Here is a 20,998-nt window from a genome sequence, read left to right on the forward strand (position 1 = left end):
AAGCTGTATCACCGGCCTTTGCCGACCTTGGAGAGGCCAGTGCTGGGCGTCAGCAATCTGGCGGGTTGGCGACGTGAGGGCGTCGGGCATCGGGAGGAGTGCGCCGCCCCGCCGGGAGAGACACTCGCCCCGCTCCAATATGGCCGGACTTCCATTGCTCCTCAACCCTTGACGGCAGTGTTAGTTGTTAGCGCGGACTCGATGCCGGGATCACGGTCGCGTGCCCGCGTGTCGCGATGTTTCGGCCCTGGTTGTCTACCGATGCAGAGACGGTCGTCTTCGACAAGGCACGTGATTCATAGTGCGCTTCGCTAAAGCGGATTAGCCGGCAGGCTTCGATGGATAGCCATCGAAGCCATTGCAGCTTCACCAACTGCGACGCAGATCTGATTTAGCGAATTTACTGCATCCCCCGCAGCGTACAGTCCATTTACGCTCGTCCGCTGGTGCTTATCAGTCACGATCATGCCGTCGCTGTCTCGCTGCACATCAAAGCCACTCAAAAGTTCCGCTTGCGGGAAGCAGCCAAGCACCGGATAGACAGCATCGAATACATGTCGGCGCCCATTCTGGCAGGCAACGCTCACGGGCGCCTCGGTGTTATCCGGTAACTCGAGCGCACCGGTCGGGATCAAATCGATGGAGTTCTGCGCCGCGAGCGCACGCTCTTGTTGCGTCAGCACATCGATATCGGAGGCGATAACTGCCACCTGCTGACAGAACGTGCGGAAAAACAAGGCATGCGACAGCGCACGTGATGCCGGACCTAGCATTGCGATCCGCTTGCCTTGCGCTTCGAACCCGTCGCATATCGCGCAGAAACGGAGCAAACCTCGTTGAGTCAGCCTAACCGCCTCGTTGATCGGCGGAAGTTTGTCGCGGATTCCACAGGCGAGCAGTGCACGATGTGCGACCAGGTTGCGGAACGAAGAACCGATATTGCTGCAATATTGAACGAAAAACCTGCCGTCAATCTCTCTTATCGTCGTGACTCGGCCTTCGACGACTGGCACGTCGTAACACTCTATCTGACGACGCATCTTGGCGAGCAGTTCATTTCCATTGATACCGCTCTCGAAGCCAGCGAGGTTACGCACGATGGGGATCAAAGACGCTCTGCTCTGACGGTCGTCGATCACGATCGTCGAGCGCCTGAACCGTGCGAGATAGAGGGCCGCGGTGAGGCCAGCGGGCCCGCCACCGACAATAATGCAATCAACGATCGGATCGTTCATCAATGTCTTCGCTTACGGTCGATAAACCTGCGTCTGCATGCTGGAGTGCGCATACGATTCCCGGACATGTTGCTTTACATCTTGGGTGCATGAGCAATATCGATTCCCAAGATGAGGAAAGATGCGCGCGTCCACATTGTCGTCGACGCGCCCGCGCGGCGAGATGCGCGCGAACCAGGTTGGGGTGTGCGCAGCCGCTTTATCGGGCTCAAGAGCTCGCGACTGACTCGCGGGCGCGAAGGCAGGCTTCGAGCGAACCGCCCGCGAAGGAGGAGGAAGACCATCTCGCGTGGTGCGCTCGAGAGGAAGGACCCCCACGGACCGCAGCGGGTCGCGTACCGCTCACCCCGTCGCCTCGCTTGCACAAATTTACCCCTCGCGTCCTGCCCGACCGCTTTCGTCTGGAATATGCATTGCTCCCACAGCGGATGTCCTTGCGAATTGGCCAGCTGATCCGATGGAGAGAACCCTCCGCAGCTGGATGGGTAGCATTGGGACGACGTCAAAGACGCTGAGAATGAAGGTCTAGCACTCGGTCGAGCGGCCTGGCAACGCGCAGGTGTTCGAAACTGGAACGACGCCTGGGGCATCAGCGGAGGGTCATGTGGTAACGCTGTACGGTCCGACTCACGACCTCCGACAATCGATGAGGTCGGTCGGGCAGGCGTGCATGTAACCGGAGAAACATGATGAAAGCTGTTGTCTATAGAGGTCCGCGCGATGTCAGCGTGGAAAACGTGCCCGATCCCAAAATCGAGCGGCCGACTGATGTGATCGTGCAGATTAGGAGCACCAATATCTGCGGTTCGGATCTGCATATGTTCGAGGGCAGGACCGACTTTGAAACGGGGAGGGTTTTCGGGCATGAGAATCTCGGCCAAGTCACGGAAGTGGGGCAGGCGGTTGAGCGTTTAAAAGTCGGGGACTGGGTGTGCATGCCATTTAATATCAGCTGTGGCCATTGCCGGAATTGCGAAAAGGGATTGACCGCATTCTGCCTGACTGCCAATCCACAACCGGGCATGGCAGGGGCTGCTTTTGGCTTCGCCGACATGGGACCCTATCAGGGCGGACAAGCGGAGTACCTGCGCGTTCCATGGGCCGATTTCAACTGCCTGAAGCTGCCTTCCGACGCCGAGGAAAAGCAGAACGACTATGTGATGGTGGCCGATATCTTTCCGACCGGCTGGCATGCCACTGAGCTCGCCGGCCTACGCCCGGGCGACGCAATCGTCATCTACGGCTCGGGTCCAGTCGGGCTCATGGCCGCGCATGCAGCGATGATCAAGGGTGCCTGCAATGTGATGGTGGTCGATCGCCATCCGGACCGGCTCCAGCTGGCGGAATCAATAGGCGCGGTCGCCATCGACGATTCGAAGTGCAATCCGGTCGATCGCGTCATGGAACTCACCCATGGTCTGGGTGCCGATGTCGGCTGCGAGTGCGTCGGCTATCAATGCCATGATCCCGCCGGAAAGGAGATTCCAAATCTGACCATGAACAATCTCGTCCAATCGGTGAAGTTCACCGGCGGCATCGGCGTGGTCGGGGTATTCACTCCACAGGATCCCGGCGCATCCGATGACTTGGCCAAGAAGGGGGAGATCGCGTTCGACTGGGGAACGTGCTGGTTCAAGGGCCAGCATATCGCCACCGGGCAGTGCAATGTCAAAGCCTACAACCGCCAACTGCGCGACCTGATTCATGCGGGCAGGGCGAAGCCCTCTTTTATCGTTTCACACGAGATCGAACTGAGCAAGGCACCGGAGGCCTACCAGCACTTCGACTCGCGTGACCGAGGCTGGACGAAAGTCATCCTGAAGCCTGGTGCATGAGAGCATTTCTCACGTATGAGTCATGGCGGATGAAAGCCGGTTAGAAGAAGGTCCAACAGGCCCGCTCGCCCCTTTTTCTACTGGACCAATACGAGCCCCCCGAGCGCATTCCTGTCGGTCGGGGGCGCTCAATGTTGGTCGCGCCTCGACAATTTACGTTTTTCCGGGGGCGGCCTCAGTCTGCGGACCGGGAGCCCGATTTACTTCGTGTATTTTGAAAGCACCACGCGCGAGAACGAGTTCATGAACTGCTCGACGCGCTCGAAGCCCCCCGCGTCCTGCGCGAACACAGAAAGGCTGTCGATCAGATGCGTCAGCAAGAAGATCAGGTCTTCCTTTGGCGTGTCGCGCTTGAGTTCGCCGCTCCGGCTCGCGTGCTCGACGGCGAAAACCACCGCTCCGTGAATCTCGGTGGTGAAGCCCGCAAGCGCCGCACACGCGTCGTCGGTGAGGACATCGCTTTCAAGACGAAGGCGGCCGATCAGGCTCCACGGCTTGCGCGTCCTGCCGCTGGGGTTGTACGTGCGATAGAGGTTGCGGTTAAAGGCGATTTCCGCCTGAACCTTGTCCTGAAGCGACATGGTTTCGTCGAGCCAGATTTTTTTCTGACCTTCCGTGGCGCCGGCCACGTAATCCTTCACGACTTCTTCTACCAGATTGTTCTTGTTGCCGAAGTGATAGTGGATGTTGGTCGTGGTAATGCCGAGCTCCTTCGCGATTACACCGAAGGTCGTCTTGTGATAACCGTGCGCGATCAGAAGCCGCTTGGCCAGGTCCTTGATGCTGTCGTACATCGGGGATCGCTGTCTGGTCGCTGCGTTCGTCTTGTCGGTTTTCGCGGGCTTGTCGGTCTGACTCAAGGTTTCTGCTCGGTGAGGATCGGAACGGGAACTAAGCCTCATACGGGGCGAAGCAACGGCCGATTCTACATGACCCCTTTTATCCGGCTGGGCTTGCGCCTCGCGCATCTTTTCACCCGCTGTGTGAACTCGCATTTTTCCCTCCTCAAATTTCCGTTGTGTGTCGCTCGATGCAAGCAATGCAAACTCCAACGCAAAAGCCAGCGCACAAGTGTCGCATCGGCGGCGCGACGCGGCTGTTCGGCATCGTCGGCGACCCGGTGACGCAGGTGAAGACGCCGCAACTGATGAACGGGCTGTTCGAAGCGGGCGGCAATGACGCGGTTTGCCTGCCGTTCGACGTGCCGGTGAACGTGTTTGAACCGGCGCTGGCCGGACTGAAGGCGCTCGGCAATCTCGACGGGCTCGTCGTCACCGTACCGCACAAGGTGCGCGCCATGTCGATGGTCGAGGAAGTCTCGGACACCGCGCATCGCGTCGGCGCGATCAACGTCATGCGCGAACGTGCGGACGGCAGTTGGTTCGGCGACATGTTCGACGGCACGGGCCTCGTGCTGGGCTTAAAGCGCATCGGCTTCGAAGTGCGCGGCAAGCGCGTGAAGCAACTCGGCGCGGGTGGCGCAGGCGCGGCGGTGGCGCACGCGCTGGCGGAAGCGGGCGCGGCGAGCATCGCGCTGACCGATCCGCAGCGCGAGTTGCCCGAGCAGTTGGTGGCGCGGCTGAACCGCTTCTACCCCGAGTGTCCTGCAAAAGTCGATGTCGATCCGGCCGATCTCGCGGGCGTCGATCTTCTGATCAACTGTTCGCCAGTCGGCATGCGGCCGGGCGACGGCATGCCCGCCGCGTTCGGCGCGTTCGCGCCCACGCTCCAAGTGGTCGACATCATCATGACGCCAGCCGAGACGCCGTTGCTCGAACACGCGCGCCGCAGCGGCTGCCGCGCGACCAACGGTCGGCCAATGATCGAAGGACAGCTCGCGGCGTTCGCGGCGTTCTTCGGCATTGACATGCCGGAATCGTTTTCCTGTTTCTCCGACGAACACGCCTGAGCGAGTCTCTATCATCATGCAAATCGTTCTTCCGGCCGCTTCCGGCCAGTTCGACAACTACACGCTCAAGGGCGATTACATCGGCGGCGCCCCGGCGGGCGCGCAGTTCACCCGCATCGCGTATTCGGCGGCGCACGTCGTCGCCGACCCGCATCGCAGCGGCGAGTTGAATCAGCCCGCCGCGCTCGATTGGGCGCGGACCATCGAATATCGCCGGTATCTGATCGGTCAAGGTCTGGGCATTGCCGAAGCGATGGATACCGCCCAGCGCGGCATGGGCCTTTCGTGGGACGTCGCGCTCGAACTCGTGCAGCGGACAATGGCCGAAACGCGCGACCTGCCCGGCGCGCTGATCGCCTCGGGCTGCGGCACCGACCATCTGTCCGCCGATGCGGCCACATCGTGCGATGAGGTAATCCGGGCCTACGCCATGCAGATCGACGCCATTCAGCGCACCGGCAGCCGCGTGATCCTTATGGCAAGCCGCGCGTTGGCGCGTGTCGCGCGGCATCGCGACGACTATCTGCGCGTGTACCGCGAAGTGCTTGCCATGTGCGAGCGTCCCGTGATCCTCCACTGGCTCGGCGGCATGTTCGATCCCGAGCTGAAAGGCTACTGGGGCAGCGACAATCTCGACGCAGCTGCCGATGCCTGCCTAGCCGTCATCGCGGAAAATGCGAGCAAAATCGACGGCATCAAGATTTCGCTGCTGGACGATGCGCGCGAGATCGCCTTCCGCCGCCGTCTGCCCGCGAACGTCAAGATGTACACGGGCGACGACTTCAATTACCCGTCGCTCATCAAGGGTGACGAGCAGGGTTATTCGCACGCGCTGCTCGGTATTTTCGATGCGATCGCGCCTGCCGCGTCGCAGGCGCTCGCCGCACTCGCGGCTGGCGATATCGCGCGCTACGAGCGCGTGCTCGAACCCACGGTAGCGCTGTCGCGGCACATCTTCCGCGCGCCGACGCGGTACTACAAGACGGGCGTCGTCTTTCTTGCGTACCTGAACGGCTTTCAGCCGCACTTCTTCATGCCGGGCGGCCACCACGGAGCGCGCCCGCCGCTGTATCTCGCCGACGTTTTCCGTCTCGCCGATGCAGCCTATCTTCTGCGCGATCCCGAACTCGCAGTGCAACGCATGCGGCTCGTGATGCAGACATTCGGTCTGTGACGGGCAATGAAAGGAGTGTGAGATGGAATCGCTGAAACGATGCGCAATCAATACGGCGACGCTCGGGCATCGCGAATCGCTGGACGTGACGCTCGACCGGATTGCGCGTGCGGGCTTCGGCGGCGTCGCGCCGTGGCGGCACGAAGTCGAAGCGCTCGGCGCGCAATCGGTGGCGCGTCAGCTACGCGCCCTGCAACTCACCGTGACCGGGTACTGCCGCTCGACGTATCTGACCGCAGCGACAAACACGGGACGGCGCGCGAGCATCGACAGCAACATTCGCGCGCTGCACGACGCCGCCGAACTCGATGCGCGTTGCTTCGTGCTGGTCGTCGGTGGCGTGAGTGCTAACGGGCGCGATCTGGCGGGCGCGCGGATGCAAGTCGAAGAGGGCATCGCGGAGTTGCTTGGCGAGGCGCGAAGGCTTCACGTACCGCTTGCCATCGAACCGTTGCATCCGATGTATGCGGCCGACCGTTCCGTCGTCAATACGATCGGTCAGGCGCTGGCGATGTGCGAGCGCATCGCGCCGGACGAGCCTTCGATGCTGGGCATCGCGATCGATGTGTACCACTGCTGGTGGGATCCGTTGCTGCGGGCGTCCATCACGGCGGCGGGACGGGCGGGGCGCATCTTCGCGTACCACGTCTCCGACTGGCACGCCGACACAAAGGACATGTTGATGGATCGCGGCATGATGGGCGACGGCGTCATTGATCTGCCGGGATTCCGGCGCAAGATCGAAAGCGCGGGATACGCGGGCATGACGGAAGTCGAAATCTTCTCGCGCGATAGCTGGTGGAAGGTCGCGCCGGACGAGGTGCTGGCGGTGTGCGCGCAGCGCCTACAAACGGCTTGTAAGGAACAAGGGAGGGCACATGAATCAGGCAATCAACCAAGCGGATCGGAAGGGACGTTTGCTCCCGGCGGGCAAGTACGACCTCAACGATATAGAGCCCGGCGATCACTACGTCACCTCCGGCATGACCGTGACGGAGTCGCACGTCGTCAATTACGCGGGCGTCTCGGGCGATCTGTACGACTTGCATATGGACGACGTCGCAGCGCAGGAAGCGGGCTTTTCCGGGCGCATCGCCCATGGACTGCTGGGACTCGCGCTCGCCGATGGCCTTAAGACGCGCAGCGACGTGCGTCTCAGGGGACTTGCGACGTTGAGCTGGAACTGGGCGTTCCGCGCCCCGCTGATGATCGGCGACCGGATCCAGGTGAATATCGAAGTCGCCGCGAAGCGCCTCACCAAACACCAGGATCGCGGTATTGCGACCTTGAAGCTGACCGTGCTGAACCAACACGGAAAGGTGCTTCAGGACGGCGAAACGCTCTTGCTAATGGCGAATCGAGTTTAGCGAACCGGTCAGCCGGCTTTCCGTTGACTGTGCAGGGCAACGCTGTGTTCGCGAACCCGAAGCAGCCAGTGCGGACGCAAGCAATTGCGCGCCGATGAGGTCCGACCAAGACCGAGTACCTCGGGCCGGTGCCGGGCCGTCCAGGGGAACTCCTTCGACGCGTTCAGCGTCGAGCAGCACGTCGGCGAACTTCCGGGGTCGGCCAATACGAGACAATTGAAGTTGCCAGTGTGCCGACGTTCAACCGTCTGCTGCGCGGTTGATAGCGGCCTTCGGGAGGTCAGTTCTTCCATAACGCCCCTCGTATCGCAAGGGGTGGGTTTCGGTCAGTGGACGAAAAAAACAATTCCCAACGCTCAGCTTCGCCATGGGTCGTGACAATGAGCGAATTGGCGCTATGGACGGACCCGCTTGGCGGTGCACAAGAGACTTCGCCACTCGTACCATCGCACAAGCTTTAGCCGGCCTCGACGGTACGATCGTGCGACGACAACACTGGTGATCCGGCCATGCCCTTTATCTGTTGAGCGCTATACCCCAAAGGCCCAAGGACGACTTCATTGTGCTGGCCGACAGCGGCAAGGGGCGCTCGCGGCAGAAGTCGAGCGCCGTCGAACGTCAGGGGCAAAAGAGGAATCTCAGTTTCCGACCCATCTTCGAGTTCGAGCTTTGCAAGTCCACCGCTTTCCTTCAGATGGGGATCGTTGAACAACTCTTCCGGTCGTGCGATATTGGCGAATGGCACCGACTTAGCCTCGAACTCAGAAGCCAGCAGGCACGGACTATGGCCAGCTAAAGTTTGCGCCAACGTCGGGATCATCCAATCCCGGGCGTGAACGCGCTCATTGTTCGACTGGAGACGGACATCATCTAGCAGGTCTTGGCGTCCAACGATGTCGCACAGCGCCTTCCATTGCGCGTCGCTGGTTGCAGCGATGAACATCTGATGGCCACCCGCAAGCGCGAATACATCGTACACCGCCCATGCATTGATGCGCTCCGGCATCGGCGCTGGTGGTTGTCCAGTAACGGCGAACTGTTGCATATGCTGCGCGGAAAGCAGCACACAGTTCTCGAATAGGGCGGAATGGACTTCCTTGCCATGACCAGTGGAACAGCGCTCATGCAGCGCGGCCAAGACGCCGACGGCTCCGAACATTCCACCCATGATGTCATTAGCTGAGCTGCCCGCGCGCAACGGCCGACCGGCGGGACCCGTCATGTAGGCAAGTCCTCCCATCATCTGAACAACTTCGTCAAGGGCCAGTCGCTTTTCGTAGGGTCCGTTGAGGAATCCTTTATGCGACACATAGATCAATGAAGGATTTCGCGCACTTAGTGCTTCATAGTCAAGCATGAGTTCCTTCATGCGGCCCGGTCGGAAGTTCTCGATAAAAACATCCGCGGTGTCTATAAGATGCAGGAGAGCCTCCCGACTCGCGCGCTCGTTCAGATCAAGAGCGATGCTCTTCTTGTTCTTGTTGTAAGCTCTGAAAAAACCGGCGCCCGCGCCGAGAAGGTGACGTGTGTTGTCACCCTTCGGAGGCTCGACTTTGATGACCTCTGCTCCAAGGTCGCCTAGGATCATCCCGCATGCAGGTCCCATTACCATATGAGAAAGTTCAACGACTCGGATGCCGTCGAGAGGGAGCCGGCCGGACTTTGATCTTTCCATCGAAGAGCTCCGTTATTTGCACCGGTTATGCTACGCATTGCGTTCCCGGAAATTCGAACCGCCTGGTCCCGGGTTTTAGCGCTACCGGGAAATCGCCCGGAAAAATGCCGTTCCCCGAACCAAGCCATAGCCTATCGGTGTGGAGAGCCTAACCACCGACGGGCTCGGGGAGGCGGCGAAAGCCGATTAATGCCGGTGGCTCGCGGTAGTGGGCGTCAACTCCCGCTTCCTGCTACTCGCCTTGTCCCGGTAGTACCACATGACGACACCGGCAAGGCCGAGAGCGCTGGCAAGGCCGCACAGCCCCATAGCGTGGCTGTGCGTAGTTGCTAACATCACGCCCATCAGGTACGGGCCGGTGAAACCTCCAATGTGTCCCATCGATGCCACGAAGCCGATGCAGGCGGCAGCTGCTGACCCAGCGAACAGGTTGGTAGGGGTGGTCCAGAACGTCGAGAGCGCTGAGAAAAGTCCCATCGCAGCAATCGATAGCATGAGAACGGCTATGACGCCGGGAGGAGCGAATGCAGTGGCGACAAGGCCCATACAGCCAATTAGGCACGCCATTGCTGTATGCCACCCAGCATTCCCCGCTCGATCGAGCCGACGTCCCCAATAAAGCATGAACACGGCTGCGGCGATGTAAGGTACCGCTGAAATGAATCCTGTCTCAAACGTCGACACCCCGAACGACTTGACGATTTGCGGCAACCACAGTCCGAAGCCATAGAGCCCCATGATGATGCCAAAGTAGCAAAGCGCCAGGAGTGATGCATGCAACTTGGCATGCCCACGAGCCGGTCCCTTGCTCTTTCGCTCAGCCACGTCATGCTCCATCGCACTCACCAGCCACTGCTTCTCCGTCGCATTGAGCCAGGTCGCATCACTGGGGCGGTCGGTGAGCACCCTAAGCGTGACGAATGCAAGGAGAATTGCGGGCAAACCTTCTCCGACGAACACCCATTGCCAGCCCGTTAGGTTGGCCACTCCATGCAACTTCATGAGCAGAGCCGATAGGGGAAGACCGATTACACCGGCGAGCGGATTTGCCAAGATGAAGTGCGTCAGCACTCGACCACGATACTTCTTTGGGAACCAAAGGCTGATATAGAAGATCATCCCGGGAGCGAACGCGGATTCTGCGGCACCCAGGAAGAAACGGGCTGCGTAGAAACTATGAGCATCCCAAACAAAAGCCATCCCCACGGCGAATAATCCCCAGGTGAAGGCCATCAGCGCCGTCAGACGTCGCGCTCCCATTTTGTGAATCAGCAGATTTCCGGGTATCTGAAGCGATAGGTAACCGACGAAAAAGAAAGCGGCGCCGAGGCCGAAGACCTGGGGCGTTAGACCGAGGTCCTTGTTCATTGTCAGTCCGGCGAATCCCAGATTGATTCGATCAACGTATGCGACAAAATAGAGAATCATAAGTAAAGGCGTGAGTCTTCTGCTCACTTTCCGCATAACCTGTTCTTCCAGATTCATGATGCTGTCTCCTGTTGTAGCACTACAAACGGCTCTCGACGTCGAGCCGCTGCGCTCCCGGTTGTCGTGATATTCCTCAGTACGCTGAACTGTCGTCAGGCGTAGCGATGCCCCGCGAGCGCTTTTCGCGCCGGGGCCGGACGGCCTGTAAGCTAATAATTACGGGGCAGCTACTCAAGGCTTCTCGCACCCTTCAACTTGCACAATAATCAGTGTGTGACAATTGCCCGCGCTAAGACCAGTAGCTCTCAAACCTTCGCGCTGGATTTAGCGTCGAGGGAAGTACGCGCGTTAGTTTCGAAGCTTCGCTCCTTGCCATACGCCGCTACGAACCAAGTCAGTCGTTATGTTCCGAAGCAGCTGGAAGACCGCTTCTGACGCAGAACTCGTGGCGCTCATTGCCGATGTGCAAATCGAAATGGGACGGGTGAAGTTTTGCGAACGGACCTTTAGAACGTACAGCTCTCCGGCCGCTTCTTCCTTGACGACCACTGACGAGGGCAGGAAAGTCGCGGCGATATCCTGCATGGCACAGGCTCTCAGAAGAGCAAGAGAGTCTATTTCGGCGGCGGGCTTGAACTGTAGGCCTTCGACCGCGCAAGCCGCCTCCACCACTGCTCGCATACTGTTGCCTATTGCGGGTGCTACTACGGGCGTCTCAAGCGCTTCCGAAAGGGTAACGTTCTTCTTCCCTTCCATTGCGAAACTGCTCCTCGGCGAGCAGACGTAAAACAACTCCTCATCGAGAACGGGCACTGTTTCGAGGCCCCGCGGCGCGTGCTCAACGAAGAGAATAGAAATGTCGAGCCGACCGCTTAGTGTGAATTCACCAAGGAGTACGCTCAGGCCTTCAATGATTTGGAGTCGAACCGCCGGAAGCTTCTCTCGGCATGCTCGAATCATCGCCATTCCCACGATTTCTGCAATTGCCGAAGGCAACCCTAGCGTAACGGTACCCGATGGCTCTTCGCTGGCTCTTGCAACGTCATCTTGTGCGATTTCGACCTGACGCAGGATCAACCTCGCATGTCGATACAGAAGTCGGCCCGGATCCGTCAGCTCAACTCCGGTCGCGCGGCGCAGAAGCAAGCGACTACCAAGCTCTTGCTCCAGGCCGGCTATCTGCGCGCTTATCGCCGATTGCGAGACATGCAAGTGATCGCTCGCTTTCGATATACTTCCGAGATCAGCAACCTTGAGGAAGTACTTCAGCTGCCGCATATCCATTGTGATTCGCCTCATCGAAGGCTGAAGCTACTGCTTGTTCTTCAAGGAACCGTTGGGCATCAAGTGCGGCCATGCACCCGGTAGCCGCGCTAGTAATTGCTTGACGATAGACTTGGTCTTGTACGTCGCCCGCTGCAAATACGCCTGGAATGTTAGTCATCGTTGCGTAGCCTGCTAATCCGGATCGAGTCGTAATGTACCCGCTGTTCATGTCGAGCTTTCCAGCAAAGATGTCGGTATTCGGTGTGTGCCCAATTGCGACGAAGCAACCCTTCACATCGAGCCGCTCTTCTTGACCATTCGAAAGGTCCTTCAGTCTTACTCCCGTAAGACCGGTCTCATCCCCACGGAATTCCTCCAGGACGAAACCCATCTTAAGTGTAACGCGCCGTTGCCGCACCTTTTCCATCAGTCTTGTCACAAGAATCGGCTCGGCACGGAGCTTATCCCTGCGATGAACCAGTGTGACATGCGCCGCTATATTTGAGAGAAGAAGGGCTTCCTCTACGGCTGTGTTGCCACCGCCAATGACGCAGACATTCTCGTTCTGGTAAAAGAACCCATCACAGGTAGCGCAACCCGACACTCCTCGGCCCGAGAATTGTTTCTCGGACGGCAGGCCAAGCCATTTTGCAGAGGCACCAGTGGCAATGATCAGTGCGTCACAGGTGTATTGCCCTTGTTGTCCATGAAGCGTGAAGGGCCTGCTGTCGAGGGACACTGAACGAATATGATCGTTCACGACGCTCGTCTCGAAGCGCTTAACGTGATCGAGGAAGCGCTGCATTAACTCCGGTCCTTGAACACCGTTGACCTCGGCTGGCCAGTTCTCGACATCAGTGGTAGTGGTGAGTTGCCCACCCGGTTCAGCGCCGGTGATAAGCGTCGGCGCAAGATTGGCGCGAGCGGCGTACAGAGCCGCGGTGTAACCTGCTGGGCCAGACCCGATGATGGCTACCTTGATGTGACTAGTTTTCATTTCCGCGTTCCTTCTATCTGACGCTACTCTGCGGCCGGGGCTGCGCTTGCGAGGGCAATATCGCCGCTCAACAAGTCAAGTCCACAATCCTTTCGGTAGCGGGAGCCCCTGGTAATCATCCGCCTCGAGTTTCGATGGAAGGTCGATGCCCTTTTCTGAAAGAAGCGAGATAAGTTGGCGGGTATGCTGCGCTGAGTGCCACGTAGACCGCTCGAGGAATTGATGTAAGGGATGTTCCCCATAAAACATTTTCAGTGGGTGTTGGCAGGACTTGTCCTCCAGAGTAAGCCACCAATGCTGGAGTTCTTCTGCAAGCGCCTTGCCTTCCACGACGACGTCATTCTTCTTTTGAATGCGCGCCGGCGCGTCGACATTCGCGACGACGGTCCAATCCTCAAGTCCGTCCTGCACAGTTTGCAAGAAAGCGTCAACGACCTGGAAAATGTGGTAGCTGAGATCGCGATAGGTGCGAGGCACGCCTGGGCGAAACGGAGCGTCGAATTCGGCCTCTGGTATCAACGGAATGATCGCGAGCGCCACACCCAAAACCTTGGTCCACTTCGCGTAGAGAATCTCGGGCGGCAGGCGATCCGTGATTGCGTCCATGCGGTCGACGAAACGCGCGACGTCTTCGATCGATTGAGCGTACACAAACTCGTCTCCCTTGGACACGATCGGGATTGAGCGCGCGCCGAGACGGCGAAGTTCATCGCGGCCTTGCGTGTCCGAGAGGACGTTGACAGACTTGAATGGGATCTCGAGTCGAGTGAGGAACTCCTTGACTCTCACGCAGCTTGAGCAGCCCGGCTGCCAGAAAACGCTGATTTCAGGAGACGCCGCTTGCATGTCTTCACCTCTCGTTGTGTCGGTGAAAAAATCGTACACACAGAAAAGCCCGCCAAGAAGCATGGATTTAAGATGGGCCATCGGAAAAACAGAGGGCCCGAAACAAGACACTCAATAAACGTTGGCCAGCGCGGCTAACGTAGGGCACCCGTGCGGGGTCGCACAACTTTCGAAGGCCCGCTGTTGGTGTCAAGAGCGGCTCGCCGCCTGTGGACAGCAGTGGTGACGCCGAAAGCTCGCTTCACCCGACGAGTTTTTTTCATAGCGGAATACTTTTAAGCGTGTACGGAGGTCCGTGTACTCGCTGACTTGTTCCGAGCGCGACCGTCTCCCAAACCACCGCACGCGTCAAGTATTGTCCGTCAGCTCGCTTCTGCTGGGCAAAGCCCGGAGGCGTCGATGCGCCGGTGTCAACCATCTACGCGGCTTTCATTCCGCATTTAATGCGCAGCGTCGGAGATGTCTTCGGGTGCCGTCGCCTGTCGAACGCGCCTCCAGCGAGTTTTTCTCACCGTCGGCCGAGATAAAGTCGTTTGTTGGGAGGCGACACCTCCGCTAATCTAATTGCACGCGCCGATCCTCACGGGCGCGTCAAAACATAAGCGCACGCACACGCTCATTCGACCACTTTGTCGGGGAGGAGCGGATAAGCATCTAAAGCGCGAGTCCTTCACGGACCATTATCCAAATTGTCGGAGACAACATGGGATTCAATCGCAGAAATTTTCTCATCACCGGAACCGGAGCCGCCGTTGTCGCAGCGGCAGGATTGGGTGGTCCGTGGGTTCGGCGCGCCAACGCCGCAGAATTTTCGTATAAGGTCGGAACGAACCTGCCTGCAAACCATCCGCTGAATGTTCGTATCCAAGAGGCGTCGGAGGCGATCAAGAAGGAAACCGACGGACGGTTTGACCTTCGTGTGTTCCCTAATAACCAGCTCGGCGGCGACCCGGATATGTTTTCGCAGCTGCGGGCCGGGGCACTGGAGTTTTATACGGTGTCGGGCGCAAATACCTTGTCGACGCTCGTTCCGAAGGCGTCCATTTCTGGTGTCGGCTTCGCGTATAAGGACTACGACCAGGTATTCGCAGCGTTCGATGGCGATCTTGGCGCCCATATTCGCGGGCTTATCGGAAAGGCGAACCTGGTTGTTCAGGACAAGATCTGGAACAACGGGTTCCGCCAAATCACGACCAGTACGAAGCCTGTCAAGACGCCTGCCGACCTGCAGGGCATGAAGATTCGCGTCCCGGGTGGTCGCCTTTGGATCTCGCTGTTCAAGGCGCTTTCCGCAGCCCCCGCGTCAATCAGCTTCAACGAGGTCTATTCGTCCTTGCAGACAAAGGTCGTCGACGGGCAGGAAAACGCGCTCGCAGTAGTGGACGCCGCGAAGCTTTATGAAGTCCAGAAATATTGCTCGATGACGAACCACATGTGGGATGGCTACTGGTTGTTGGGGAACAAGACAGCGTGGGAAAAACTGCCGCCCACTGTCCGAGACATCGTTTCAAAGCACCTCAATGCCGGGGCGTTGAAGCAACGCCAAGATGTGATTCAACTGAACGCCTCCTTGCAAAAGACGCTTGAAGGCAGAGGGCTTGCCTTCAACACCGCTGACGCCAACGCGTTTCGCCAAACCTTGAAATCCGCGAACTTCTACACGGAGCAGAAGCAATACTTCGGCGACGAAGAATGGAGTCTCATGGAGAAATACACGGGGAAGCTGGCATGAGAACGGAAACGCTGAAAGATGTGGACGACGCACTCGAACAACAGACTAGCGCAACCGTCCACCACACAACGAAGACTATGCCCCGATGGCTGTCCCGTGTGGACTTCGCGCTCGGCCTGATCGTCTCTGTGCCGGCGGCACTGCTGGTTCTCGCAGAAGTGGTCCTGCTTTTCAGCGGCGTTGTTGCTCGTTATGTCTTGCATCACCCGCTAGTCTGGAGCGACGAACTTGCCGCCATCCTGTTTCTGTGGCTCGCGATGACAGGTGCCGCTACGGCGTTGCATCGAGGAAGCCACATGCGCATGACGGCTCTGGTCAACCGCATGGGCGAGCACTGGGATCCTTTCTGGGACACCATTTCGCTGGTGGCGAGCATGCTTTTTCTCGGGCTCATACTTGTTCCATCGATCGCTTACATCAAGCAGCAGTGGGATATTTTGACTCCGACGATGGAGATCAACGACGGTCTACGCGTCGCGGCCATCATCTTCGGGGTCGTGTCGATGCTGCTGATCTGCGTGGTCAAATTGCTCGCAATTGGCCCGAAGACTGCCATCACAGGGATTGCTTTGTCGTTAGTGGCTGTGTTTGCGCTGGAACATGCCGGACCGGTTCTGCAATCGCTCGGAAACCTCAACCTCGTAATCTTCTTCGTTGGCGTAGTCGGTTTCACGGTCTTGAGCGGAATGCCCATCGCATTCTCCTTCGGTCTTTCCGTGTTTGCCTACCTTTCGTTATCAACCTCCATGCCGTTAGAGATCGTCGTTAGCCGCATGGACGAAGGAATGTCTCAGATCCTTCTGCTGGCCGTGCCGATGTTCGTCTTCCTCGGGCTTCTCATTGAAATGACGGGCATGGCGCGGGCGATGATCAACTTTCTGGCATCGTTGCTAGGCCACGTCCGGGGCGGCCTTTCCTATGTTTTGGTCGGCGCGATGTATCTGATTTCAGGGATCTCTGGTTCAAAGGCGGCCGATATGGCAGCCGTTGCTCCGATTCTGTTCCCCGAGATGAAGAAGCGGGGCGAGAATCCCGGCGAGCTCGTCGCACTGCTGTCGGCGACCGGCGCGCAAACCGAAACGGTCCCACCCAGCATCGTGCTGATCACGATCGGATCGGTTACGGGCGTATCAATTTCCGCGCTTTTTACCGGCGGTTTGTTGCCGGGCCTTGTATTGGCGTTCATGCTGTGCTTGCTTGTCTGGTGGCGGGCTCGGAAGTTTGAGCCCACTTCATCCACGAGGGCTGCGTGGTCCCTGGTCGGAAAGGCGTTTGTGGTCTCGATCCCGGCTTTGGCCCTTCCGGTTGTCATCCGCATGGCTGTGGTGGAAGGCGTGGCCACGGCAACGGAAGTCTCGACCGTCGGCATCGCGTATGCTGTTGTCGTCGGCCTCTTGGTGTATCGATGCTTTAGTTGGAAGCGTATCGGCCCCATGCTCGTGGAGACGGCCGCTCTTTCTGGAGCGATCCTCATCATCATTGGTACGGCTACCGCGATGGCGTGGGCGCTGACACAGTCTGGCTTCTCTCATGGATTGGCCAATTTCATGCAGCACTTGCCGGGAGGCGCATTCACGTTCATGGTTGTGTCAATCTTCATGTTCATCATCTTGGGCAGCGTCCTCGAGGGAATTCCGGCGATTGTGCTGTTCGGACCGCTACTTTTCCCCATCGCCCGAGCTGTTGGTATCCATGAGGTTCAATACGCGATGGTTGTGATTCTCTCGATGGGGTTGGGGCTGTTTTCGCCGCCGTTCGGAGTCGGCTATTACGGGGCGTGTGCAGTTAGCAAGATCTCGCCGAACTTGGGCATCCGACCGATCATGGGTTATATGACTGCACTGTTCATTGGCATCGCGGTGATCGCGGCGGTACCTTGGATTTCCACCGGCTTTTTAAAAAGCTAAAGGCCGGTATAACGAAAGGGCTTAAGAGGCTGGACACACGTCCAGCCTTTTTTGTTTGGCATGTCTCTTCGGGCGATTGTGCGCGATGCTGCGCCTGCGGTCGGGAGCGCGACGATTTCCGACGCAATGCCAATGCCTCGTTCCGCATCAGATATGAGAGGTATGTTGTTCGGATGAGTTGATATAGAAAATTCTGGCTGCCGTGGCCGGATTGGAATGAAGCGAGGGCGACGTGCGAGACGAAAGACCGTTCTTTGACAAGCGGCAAGGGAAGCGGAAGGAGCATTTGCTTGGACAGCGCTGATCGGTGTCGTGGCTTTTTGTGATTCCTTTTTTTCGTAACCATTGCAGATGCCAGCGCCGTGCCGAAACTCATGAGACGGGCAGCCCGTCGCCGTTCTCGACGTGTAATAGGATGTTAGGAAGGTTAGACGATTCTTAGAAGATTGCTGGTGCCAGGCGTGCCGAACGGAACACCTGCTACGATCAGTAGCGGTCTGTGGCGGGCGACACCGAGCCGATGCGCTGCCGCTGTAGCCTTCGTGACCATATCTTCGATGTTGTCCGCGTCGTCGACATGCAGAGGGCAGGCGCCCCAGGTCAACGCAAGTTGACGTGCAACGGCCTCATCAGGGGTGAGCGACAGAATGCGAGCGGCAGGCCGTTCGCGAGCAATCCGGGCTGCCGTTGCACCGGAAGTGGTGTAGGCGACGATCGCTGCGATCGACAACATCGATGTAATGGTAAAGATCGCTGCGCTGATCGCCTCGGGTGTGTCGGCGGAGGCAGGCTGCCTAACCGCTCTCAGCAGTTGACGATACGACGGTGCGTTTTCTGTGCGTTCGATAATTCTATTCATCATCGAGACCGCTTGAACTGGAAAGGCCCCTGACGCGGACTCTGCGGAGAGCATAACGGCGTCGACGCCATCAAAAACGGCCGTCGCTACGTCGGATGTCTCTGCTCGCGTGGGCACGGCAGAGCTCACCATCGACTCCAGCATTTGCGTTGCTACAACAACCGGCTTTCCGGCTTCCCGGCATAAACTCACGATTCTCTTATGAATCACCGGAACTTCCTCGGGTGGCAACTCAACGCCCATATCGCCACGCGCGATCATGATTCCGTCGGAAGCCTCGATGATTCCCTCGATCGAATCGACGGCGGACGGCTTCTCGATCTTGGCCATAATCTTAGCCCGGCCTTTAATCAGATTACGCGCGTCGCGCACATCGTCCGCCCGCTGCACAAAGGACAGTGCGACCCACTCTACGCCTTGTTCCAGACCGAATTGCAGGTCTTGCTTGTCCTTATCGGTCAGTGCTGGAATCGGGAGAACGACGCTCGGAACGTTGACGCCTTTTCGGTCGGAAAGTAGGCCGCCGATGACGACTTCGGTCGTCATGCGGGTAAGCGACGCGTCGACAATTTTGCCTCTTTTGAAATCCGAGTGGGCGGTTTGGCGGGTCGAGGGCGGGCGTGAGCCCGGCGCAGCGAACCCTTGAGGCGCCCTGAATCGATAAGCTGGTGCATGGCTGGTTGCTGCAGAATGCGGCAACCAGCCATGCGAGACGAAGCGAACATGACGAATCAACTCTTTGAAGCCGCCTTGGGAATCAAGGCCCCGTGGTACGTGCAAGGCGTCGACTTCGACACGACCAAACGGCAGCTCACGATTGCCGTGGACTTTGTCGCCGGCAGCCGCTTCGCCTACCCCGGGGTTGCCGGCGAACACCCGGTGCATGACACGCAAATCAAGCGGTTGCGCCACCTGAACTTCTTTCAGCACGAGTGCTATCTGGAAGTGCGGGTGCCGCGCGTGCGCTTGCCCGATGGCTCAGTACGGCTGGTCGAGCCGGAATGGGTCGGTCAGCTCGACGGTTTCACGTTGCTGTTCGAAGCGCTGGTGCTGATGCTGGCGCAGCAGATGCCGTTTGCCGCTGTGGCTCGCATCGTCAATCTGTCGTGGCACCGGGTTCATGCCATCTGTTCGCGCTATGTGGAACTGGCGCTGGCATCGGCGAATCTGTCGGACGTGAGCTCGGTAGCCATTGACGAGACCTCGTACCGGCGCGGCCACGAGTACCTGACGCTGGTCGCCGATATGCAGGCGCGGCGCGTCGTGTTTGTCACGGCCGGCCGCGACGCGAAGACGATTGAGGGCTTTGCCGCGTACCTTAACCAGCACCACGGCACGCCCGAGCAAGTCACCTCCGTGAGCATCGACATGTCGCCCGCGTTCATCAAGGGCGTGGGCGAACATCTGCCCAATGCGCGAGTGACGTTCGACAAGTTTCACGTCGTCGCACATGCGTCCAAGGCGCTTGATACGGTGCGCCGCCAACAACAGAAAGCCGACCCGGAACTCAAAGGGATGCGCTGGACGCTGCTCAAGGACGCGAACAAACTGAATCTTGCGCAATTGACCGACCTTGAGGCGCTTGTCAGGCAGTACGCCACCAAGCGCACTGCCCGCGCATGGCTGTATCGCGAGCAGTTGCGCGAGATTCTCGAGCGCAAGCAAATCCATGTCGTCTCCGAGATGTTGCGGCAGTGGTGCGCCAACGTCATGCGCTCGAAAGTCGAGCCGATGAAGGACGTCGCACGTCTGATTCGCCGGCACTTCGACGGCATCGTTGCCTGGACGCAGACCCGCCAGACCAACGGCTTTATAGAGGCCATCAACGGCTTGTTTCAAGCCGCCAAGCGCAAGGCGCGCGGCTACACGCGTTTTACTACCATGCGCACCGTGCTCTTTCTCATCGCAGGCAAACTCGATTTCGCCGGCTTCAACCCGCATGCCTCGTGAGCCGCGTTAGTCGAGTAGCGCAAGGGAATCGCACCCCCACGCTCTCGCAGATCCGGACGTGAATCTCTCGATTCATCCGGCTCCTATCGCCCAACCGTCGCCTCTATACCCCAGTGGGCAAACAAGCCGGGCTGACGAGACTTGACCCCCGCTAGCCAGACCCATGCCCGTGCCTTACGGCGCTGGAGAGACTTGTATTTCCGTTGCGCCCAGTGCACCAGTGCGGCATCGACCGCACGTAGCGCCTTGGCGAGCGCAGAGCGAGTGAACCGCCCGTAGTACTGCATCCAACCTCGCAGGATCGGGCGTGTTTGGTCCGCCAAGTCGTTCAGATCCAGATCGTATCGACGCAACAGCCCCTTGCGGCGCATCTCCTGACGCATCGCTCGGGCTGCCTTGTTGCTTACGGCCGGAGTGAAGCCGACGGACAGCTTACCCATCCGGTTCATGACACTTCGCGGTCTGAACGTATAGCCCAGGAAGTCGAACTGACAGATCGGATAGTCTGCACGCCTGTTGGCCTGCTTGCAGTACACGATTTTGGTCTTTTCTGGATGCAGATCCAGCTTGCACTCCGCAAGCCGGGCCTCCAGTTCCTGCTTGAGCCGCCGAGCCTGCGCTTCGCTCATGCAGTGACAAATGGCGTCATCGGCGTAACGCTCGAACGGCACGTCCGGATAGGACTTTTGCATCCACCGGTCGAACGCATAGTGAAGAAACAGATTAGCCAGCACCGGACTAACGACACCACCCTGCGGGGTGCCCTTGTCCGGTTTCACTACGGTCCCGTCCGGCATTTGCACAGGCGCCTTGAGCCA

The 20,998-nt window shown here is 58.8% G+C and carries 16 protein-coding genes and 1 pseudogene; 8 read left to right on the plus strand and 9 right to left on the minus strand.

Annotated features, from left to right (window positions below; genetic code table 11):
* Positions 1-311: 311 nt before the first annotated feature.
* Complete coding sequence (locus AWB75_RS26330) at positions 312-1,235, minus strand: NAD(P)/FAD-dependent oxidoreductase (protein WP_061126969.1); 924 nt, start codon at positions 1,233-1,235, stop codon at positions 312-314.
* A gap of 689 nt (positions 1,236-1,924) precedes the next feature.
* Here AWB75_RS26330 and AWB75_RS26335 point away from each other — a divergent pair.
* The gene (locus AWB75_RS26335) at positions 1,925-3,070 is read left to right on the plus strand and encodes a glutathione-independent formaldehyde dehydrogenase (RefSeq protein WP_061126988.1); all 1,146 of its coding nucleotides are present in this window, start codon (positions 1,925-1,927) and stop codon (positions 3,068-3,070) included.
* A gap of 200 nt (positions 3,071-3,270) precedes the next feature.
* Here AWB75_RS26335 and AWB75_RS26340 read toward each other — a convergent pair whose 3' ends face one another.
* Entirely contained in the window at positions 3,271-4,110 is an 840-nt protein-coding gene (locus tag AWB75_RS26340; protein WP_235012251.1) for a TetR/AcrR family transcriptional regulator, read from the minus strand.
* Between AWB75_RS26340 and AWB75_RS26345 the strand changes: the two genes are divergently transcribed.
* The 4 genes and pseudogenes from AWB75_RS26345 to AWB75_RS26360 all read left to right on the plus strand — a co-directional run bounded on the left by AWB75_RS26345 (position 4,110) and on the right by AWB75_RS26360 (position 7,520).
* Entirely contained in the window at positions 4,110-4,979 is an 870-nt protein-coding gene (locus AWB75_RS26345; RefSeq protein ID WP_061126989.1) for a shikimate dehydrogenase family protein, read from the plus strand. The two genes, AWB75_RS26340 and AWB75_RS26345, sit on opposite strands and share 1 nt — an antisense overlap.
* 16 nt (positions 4,980-4,995) lie before the next feature.
* The gene (locus tag AWB75_RS26350; RefSeq protein WP_061126971.1) at positions 4,996-6,153 is read left to right on the plus strand and encodes a dihydrodipicolinate synthase family protein; all 1,158 of its coding nucleotides are present in this window, start codon (positions 4,996-4,998) and stop codon (positions 6,151-6,153) included.
* Positions 6,154-6,175: 22 nt separating this feature from the next.
* Positions 6,176-6,946, plus strand: a pseudogene (locus AWB75_RS26355) (sugar phosphate isomerase/epimerase family protein); the annotation flags it as partial.
* Between the two features lie 190 nt (positions 6,947-7,136).
* Positions 7,137-7,520 carry a MaoC family dehydratase gene (locus AWB75_RS26360; protein ID WP_235012252.1) on the plus strand — a complete coding sequence of 128 codons (384 nt, stop codon included), beginning with the start codon at positions 7,137-7,139 and terminating at the stop codon, positions 7,518-7,520.
* Positions 7,521-7,977: 457 nt separating this feature from the next.
* Here AWB75_RS26360 and AWB75_RS26365 read toward each other — a convergent pair whose 3' ends face one another.
* The 5 genes from AWB75_RS26365 to AWB75_RS26385 form a co-directional block, all read right to left on the minus strand.
* Complete coding sequence (locus tag AWB75_RS26365) at positions 7,978-9,195, minus strand: CaiB/BaiF CoA transferase family protein (protein ID WP_061126975.1); 1,218 nt, start codon at positions 9,193-9,195, stop codon at positions 7,978-7,980.
* Positions 9,196-9,381: 186 nt separating this feature from the next.
* On the minus strand, positions 9,382-10,680 hold the full coding sequence (locus AWB75_RS26370) for an MFS transporter (RefSeq protein WP_061126976.1): 1,299 nt from the start codon (positions 10,678-10,680) through the stop codon (positions 9,382-9,384).
* A 291-nt stretch (positions 10,681-10,971) separates the two neighbouring features.
* Positions 10,972-11,907: a LysR substrate-binding domain-containing protein gene (locus AWB75_RS26375; protein ID WP_159462807.1), complete on the minus strand. Its 936-nt coding sequence runs from the start codon at positions 11,905-11,907 to the stop codon at positions 10,972-10,974.
* Entirely contained in the window at positions 11,867-12,886 is a 1,020-nt protein-coding gene (trxB, locus tag AWB75_RS26380; protein ID WP_061126978.1) for a thioredoxin-disulfide reductase, read from the minus strand. The genes AWB75_RS26375 and trxB overlap by 41 nt, the downstream gene beginning before the upstream one ends.
* Before the next feature lie 75 nt (positions 12,887-12,961).
* Positions 12,962-13,732 carry a glutaredoxin domain-containing protein gene (locus AWB75_RS26385; protein ID WP_235012253.1) on the minus strand — a complete coding sequence of 257 codons (771 nt, stop codon included), beginning with the start codon at positions 13,730-13,732 and terminating at the stop codon, positions 12,962-12,964.
* 703 nt (positions 13,733-14,435) lie between these two features.
* Between AWB75_RS26385 and AWB75_RS26390 the strand changes: the two genes are divergently transcribed.
* Both AWB75_RS26390 and AWB75_RS26395 read left to right on the plus strand, forming a co-directional pair.
* Positions 14,436-15,464 carry a TRAP transporter substrate-binding protein gene (locus AWB75_RS26390; protein WP_061126980.1) on the plus strand — a complete coding sequence of 343 codons (1,029 nt, stop codon included), beginning with the start codon at positions 14,436-14,438 and terminating at the stop codon, positions 15,462-15,464.
* A complete protein-coding gene (locus AWB75_RS26395; RefSeq protein ID WP_087086855.1) occupies positions 15,461-17,371 on the plus strand; it encodes a TRAP transporter large permease in 1,911 nt (636 codons plus the stop codon). The genes AWB75_RS26390 and AWB75_RS26395 overlap by 4 nt, the downstream gene beginning before the upstream one ends.
* Positions 17,372-17,798: 427 nt before the next feature.
* Here the strand turns inward: AWB75_RS26395 and pyk are convergent, their stop codons facing one another.
* Complete coding sequence (gene pyk, locus AWB75_RS26400) at positions 17,799-19,010, minus strand: pyruvate kinase (RefSeq protein ID WP_268807872.1); 1,212 nt, start codon at positions 19,008-19,010, stop codon at positions 17,799-17,801.
* Between pyk and AWB75_RS26405 the strand changes: the two genes are divergently transcribed.
* Complete coding sequence (locus tag AWB75_RS26405) at positions 18,954-20,180, plus strand: ISL3 family transposase (RefSeq protein ID WP_061126991.1); 1,227 nt, start codon at positions 18,954-18,956, stop codon at positions 20,178-20,180. The genes pyk and AWB75_RS26405 overlap by 57 nt on opposite strands.
* 83 nt (positions 20,181-20,263) lie before the next feature.
* Here AWB75_RS26405 and AWB75_RS26410 read toward each other — a convergent pair.
* A partial coding sequence (locus AWB75_RS26410; protein ID WP_200823037.1) for a reverse transcriptase domain-containing protein occupies positions 20,264-20,998 on the minus strand: 735 nt, incomplete at its 5' end.

The organism is Caballeronia catudaia (genome assembly GCF_001544755.2).
In the GTDB taxonomy this organism is placed as follows: domain Bacteria; phylum Pseudomonadota; class Gammaproteobacteria; order Burkholderiales; family Burkholderiaceae; genus Caballeronia; species Caballeronia catudaia.

Excerpts from the sequence above, each read along its gene's own strand:
- AWB75_RS26345 (WP_061126989.1), top strand. The coding sequence starts at position 4,110 with ATGCAAACTCCAACGCAAAAGCCAGCGCACAAGTGTCGCATCGGCGGC.
- AWB75_RS26365 (WP_061126975.1), bottom strand. The coding sequence starts at position 9,195 with ATGGAAAGATCAAAGTCCGGCCGGCTCCCTCTCGACGGCATCCGAGTC.
- AWB75_RS26370 (WP_061126976.1), bottom strand. The coding sequence starts at position 10,680 with ATGAATCTGGAAGAACAGGTTATGCGGAAAGTGAGCAGAAGACTCACG.
- AWB75_RS26390 (WP_061126980.1), top strand. The coding sequence starts at position 14,436 with ATGGGATTCAATCGCAGAAATTTTCTCATCACCGGAACCGGAGCCGCC.
- AWB75_RS26405 (WP_061126991.1), top strand. The coding sequence starts at position 18,954 with ATGACGAATCAACTCTTTGAAGCCGCCTTGGGAATCAAGGCCCCGTGG.
- AWB75_RS26350 (WP_061126971.1), top strand. The coding sequence starts at position 4,996 with ATGCAAATCGTTCTTCCGGCCGCTTCCGGCCAGTTCGACAACTACACG.
- AWB75_RS26335 (WP_061126988.1), top strand. The coding sequence starts at position 1,925 with ATGAAAGCTGTTGTCTATAGAGGTCCGCGCGATGTCAGCGTGGAAAAC.
- AWB75_RS26385 (WP_235012253.1), bottom strand. The coding sequence starts at position 13,732 with ATGCAAGCGGCGTCTCCTGAAATCAGCGTTTTCTGGCAGCCGGGCTGC.
- AWB75_RS26395 (WP_087086855.1), top strand. The coding sequence starts at position 15,461 with ATGAGAACGGAAACGCTGAAAGATGTGGACGACGCACTCGAACAACAG.
- AWB75_RS26375 (WP_159462807.1), bottom strand. The coding sequence starts at position 11,907 with ATGGATATGCGGCAGCTGAAGTACTTCCTCAAGGTTGCTGATCTCGGA.
- trxB (WP_061126978.1), bottom strand. The coding sequence starts at position 12,886 with ATGAAAACTAGTCACATCAAGGTAGCCATCATCGGGTCTGGCCCAGCA.
- AWB75_RS26330 (WP_061126969.1), bottom strand. The coding sequence starts at position 1,235 with ATGAACGATCCGATCGTTGATTGCATTATTGTCGGTGGCGGGCCCGCT.
- AWB75_RS26360 (WP_235012252.1), top strand. The coding sequence starts at position 7,137 with ATGACCGTGACGGAGTCGCACGTCGTCAATTACGCGGGCGTCTCGGGC.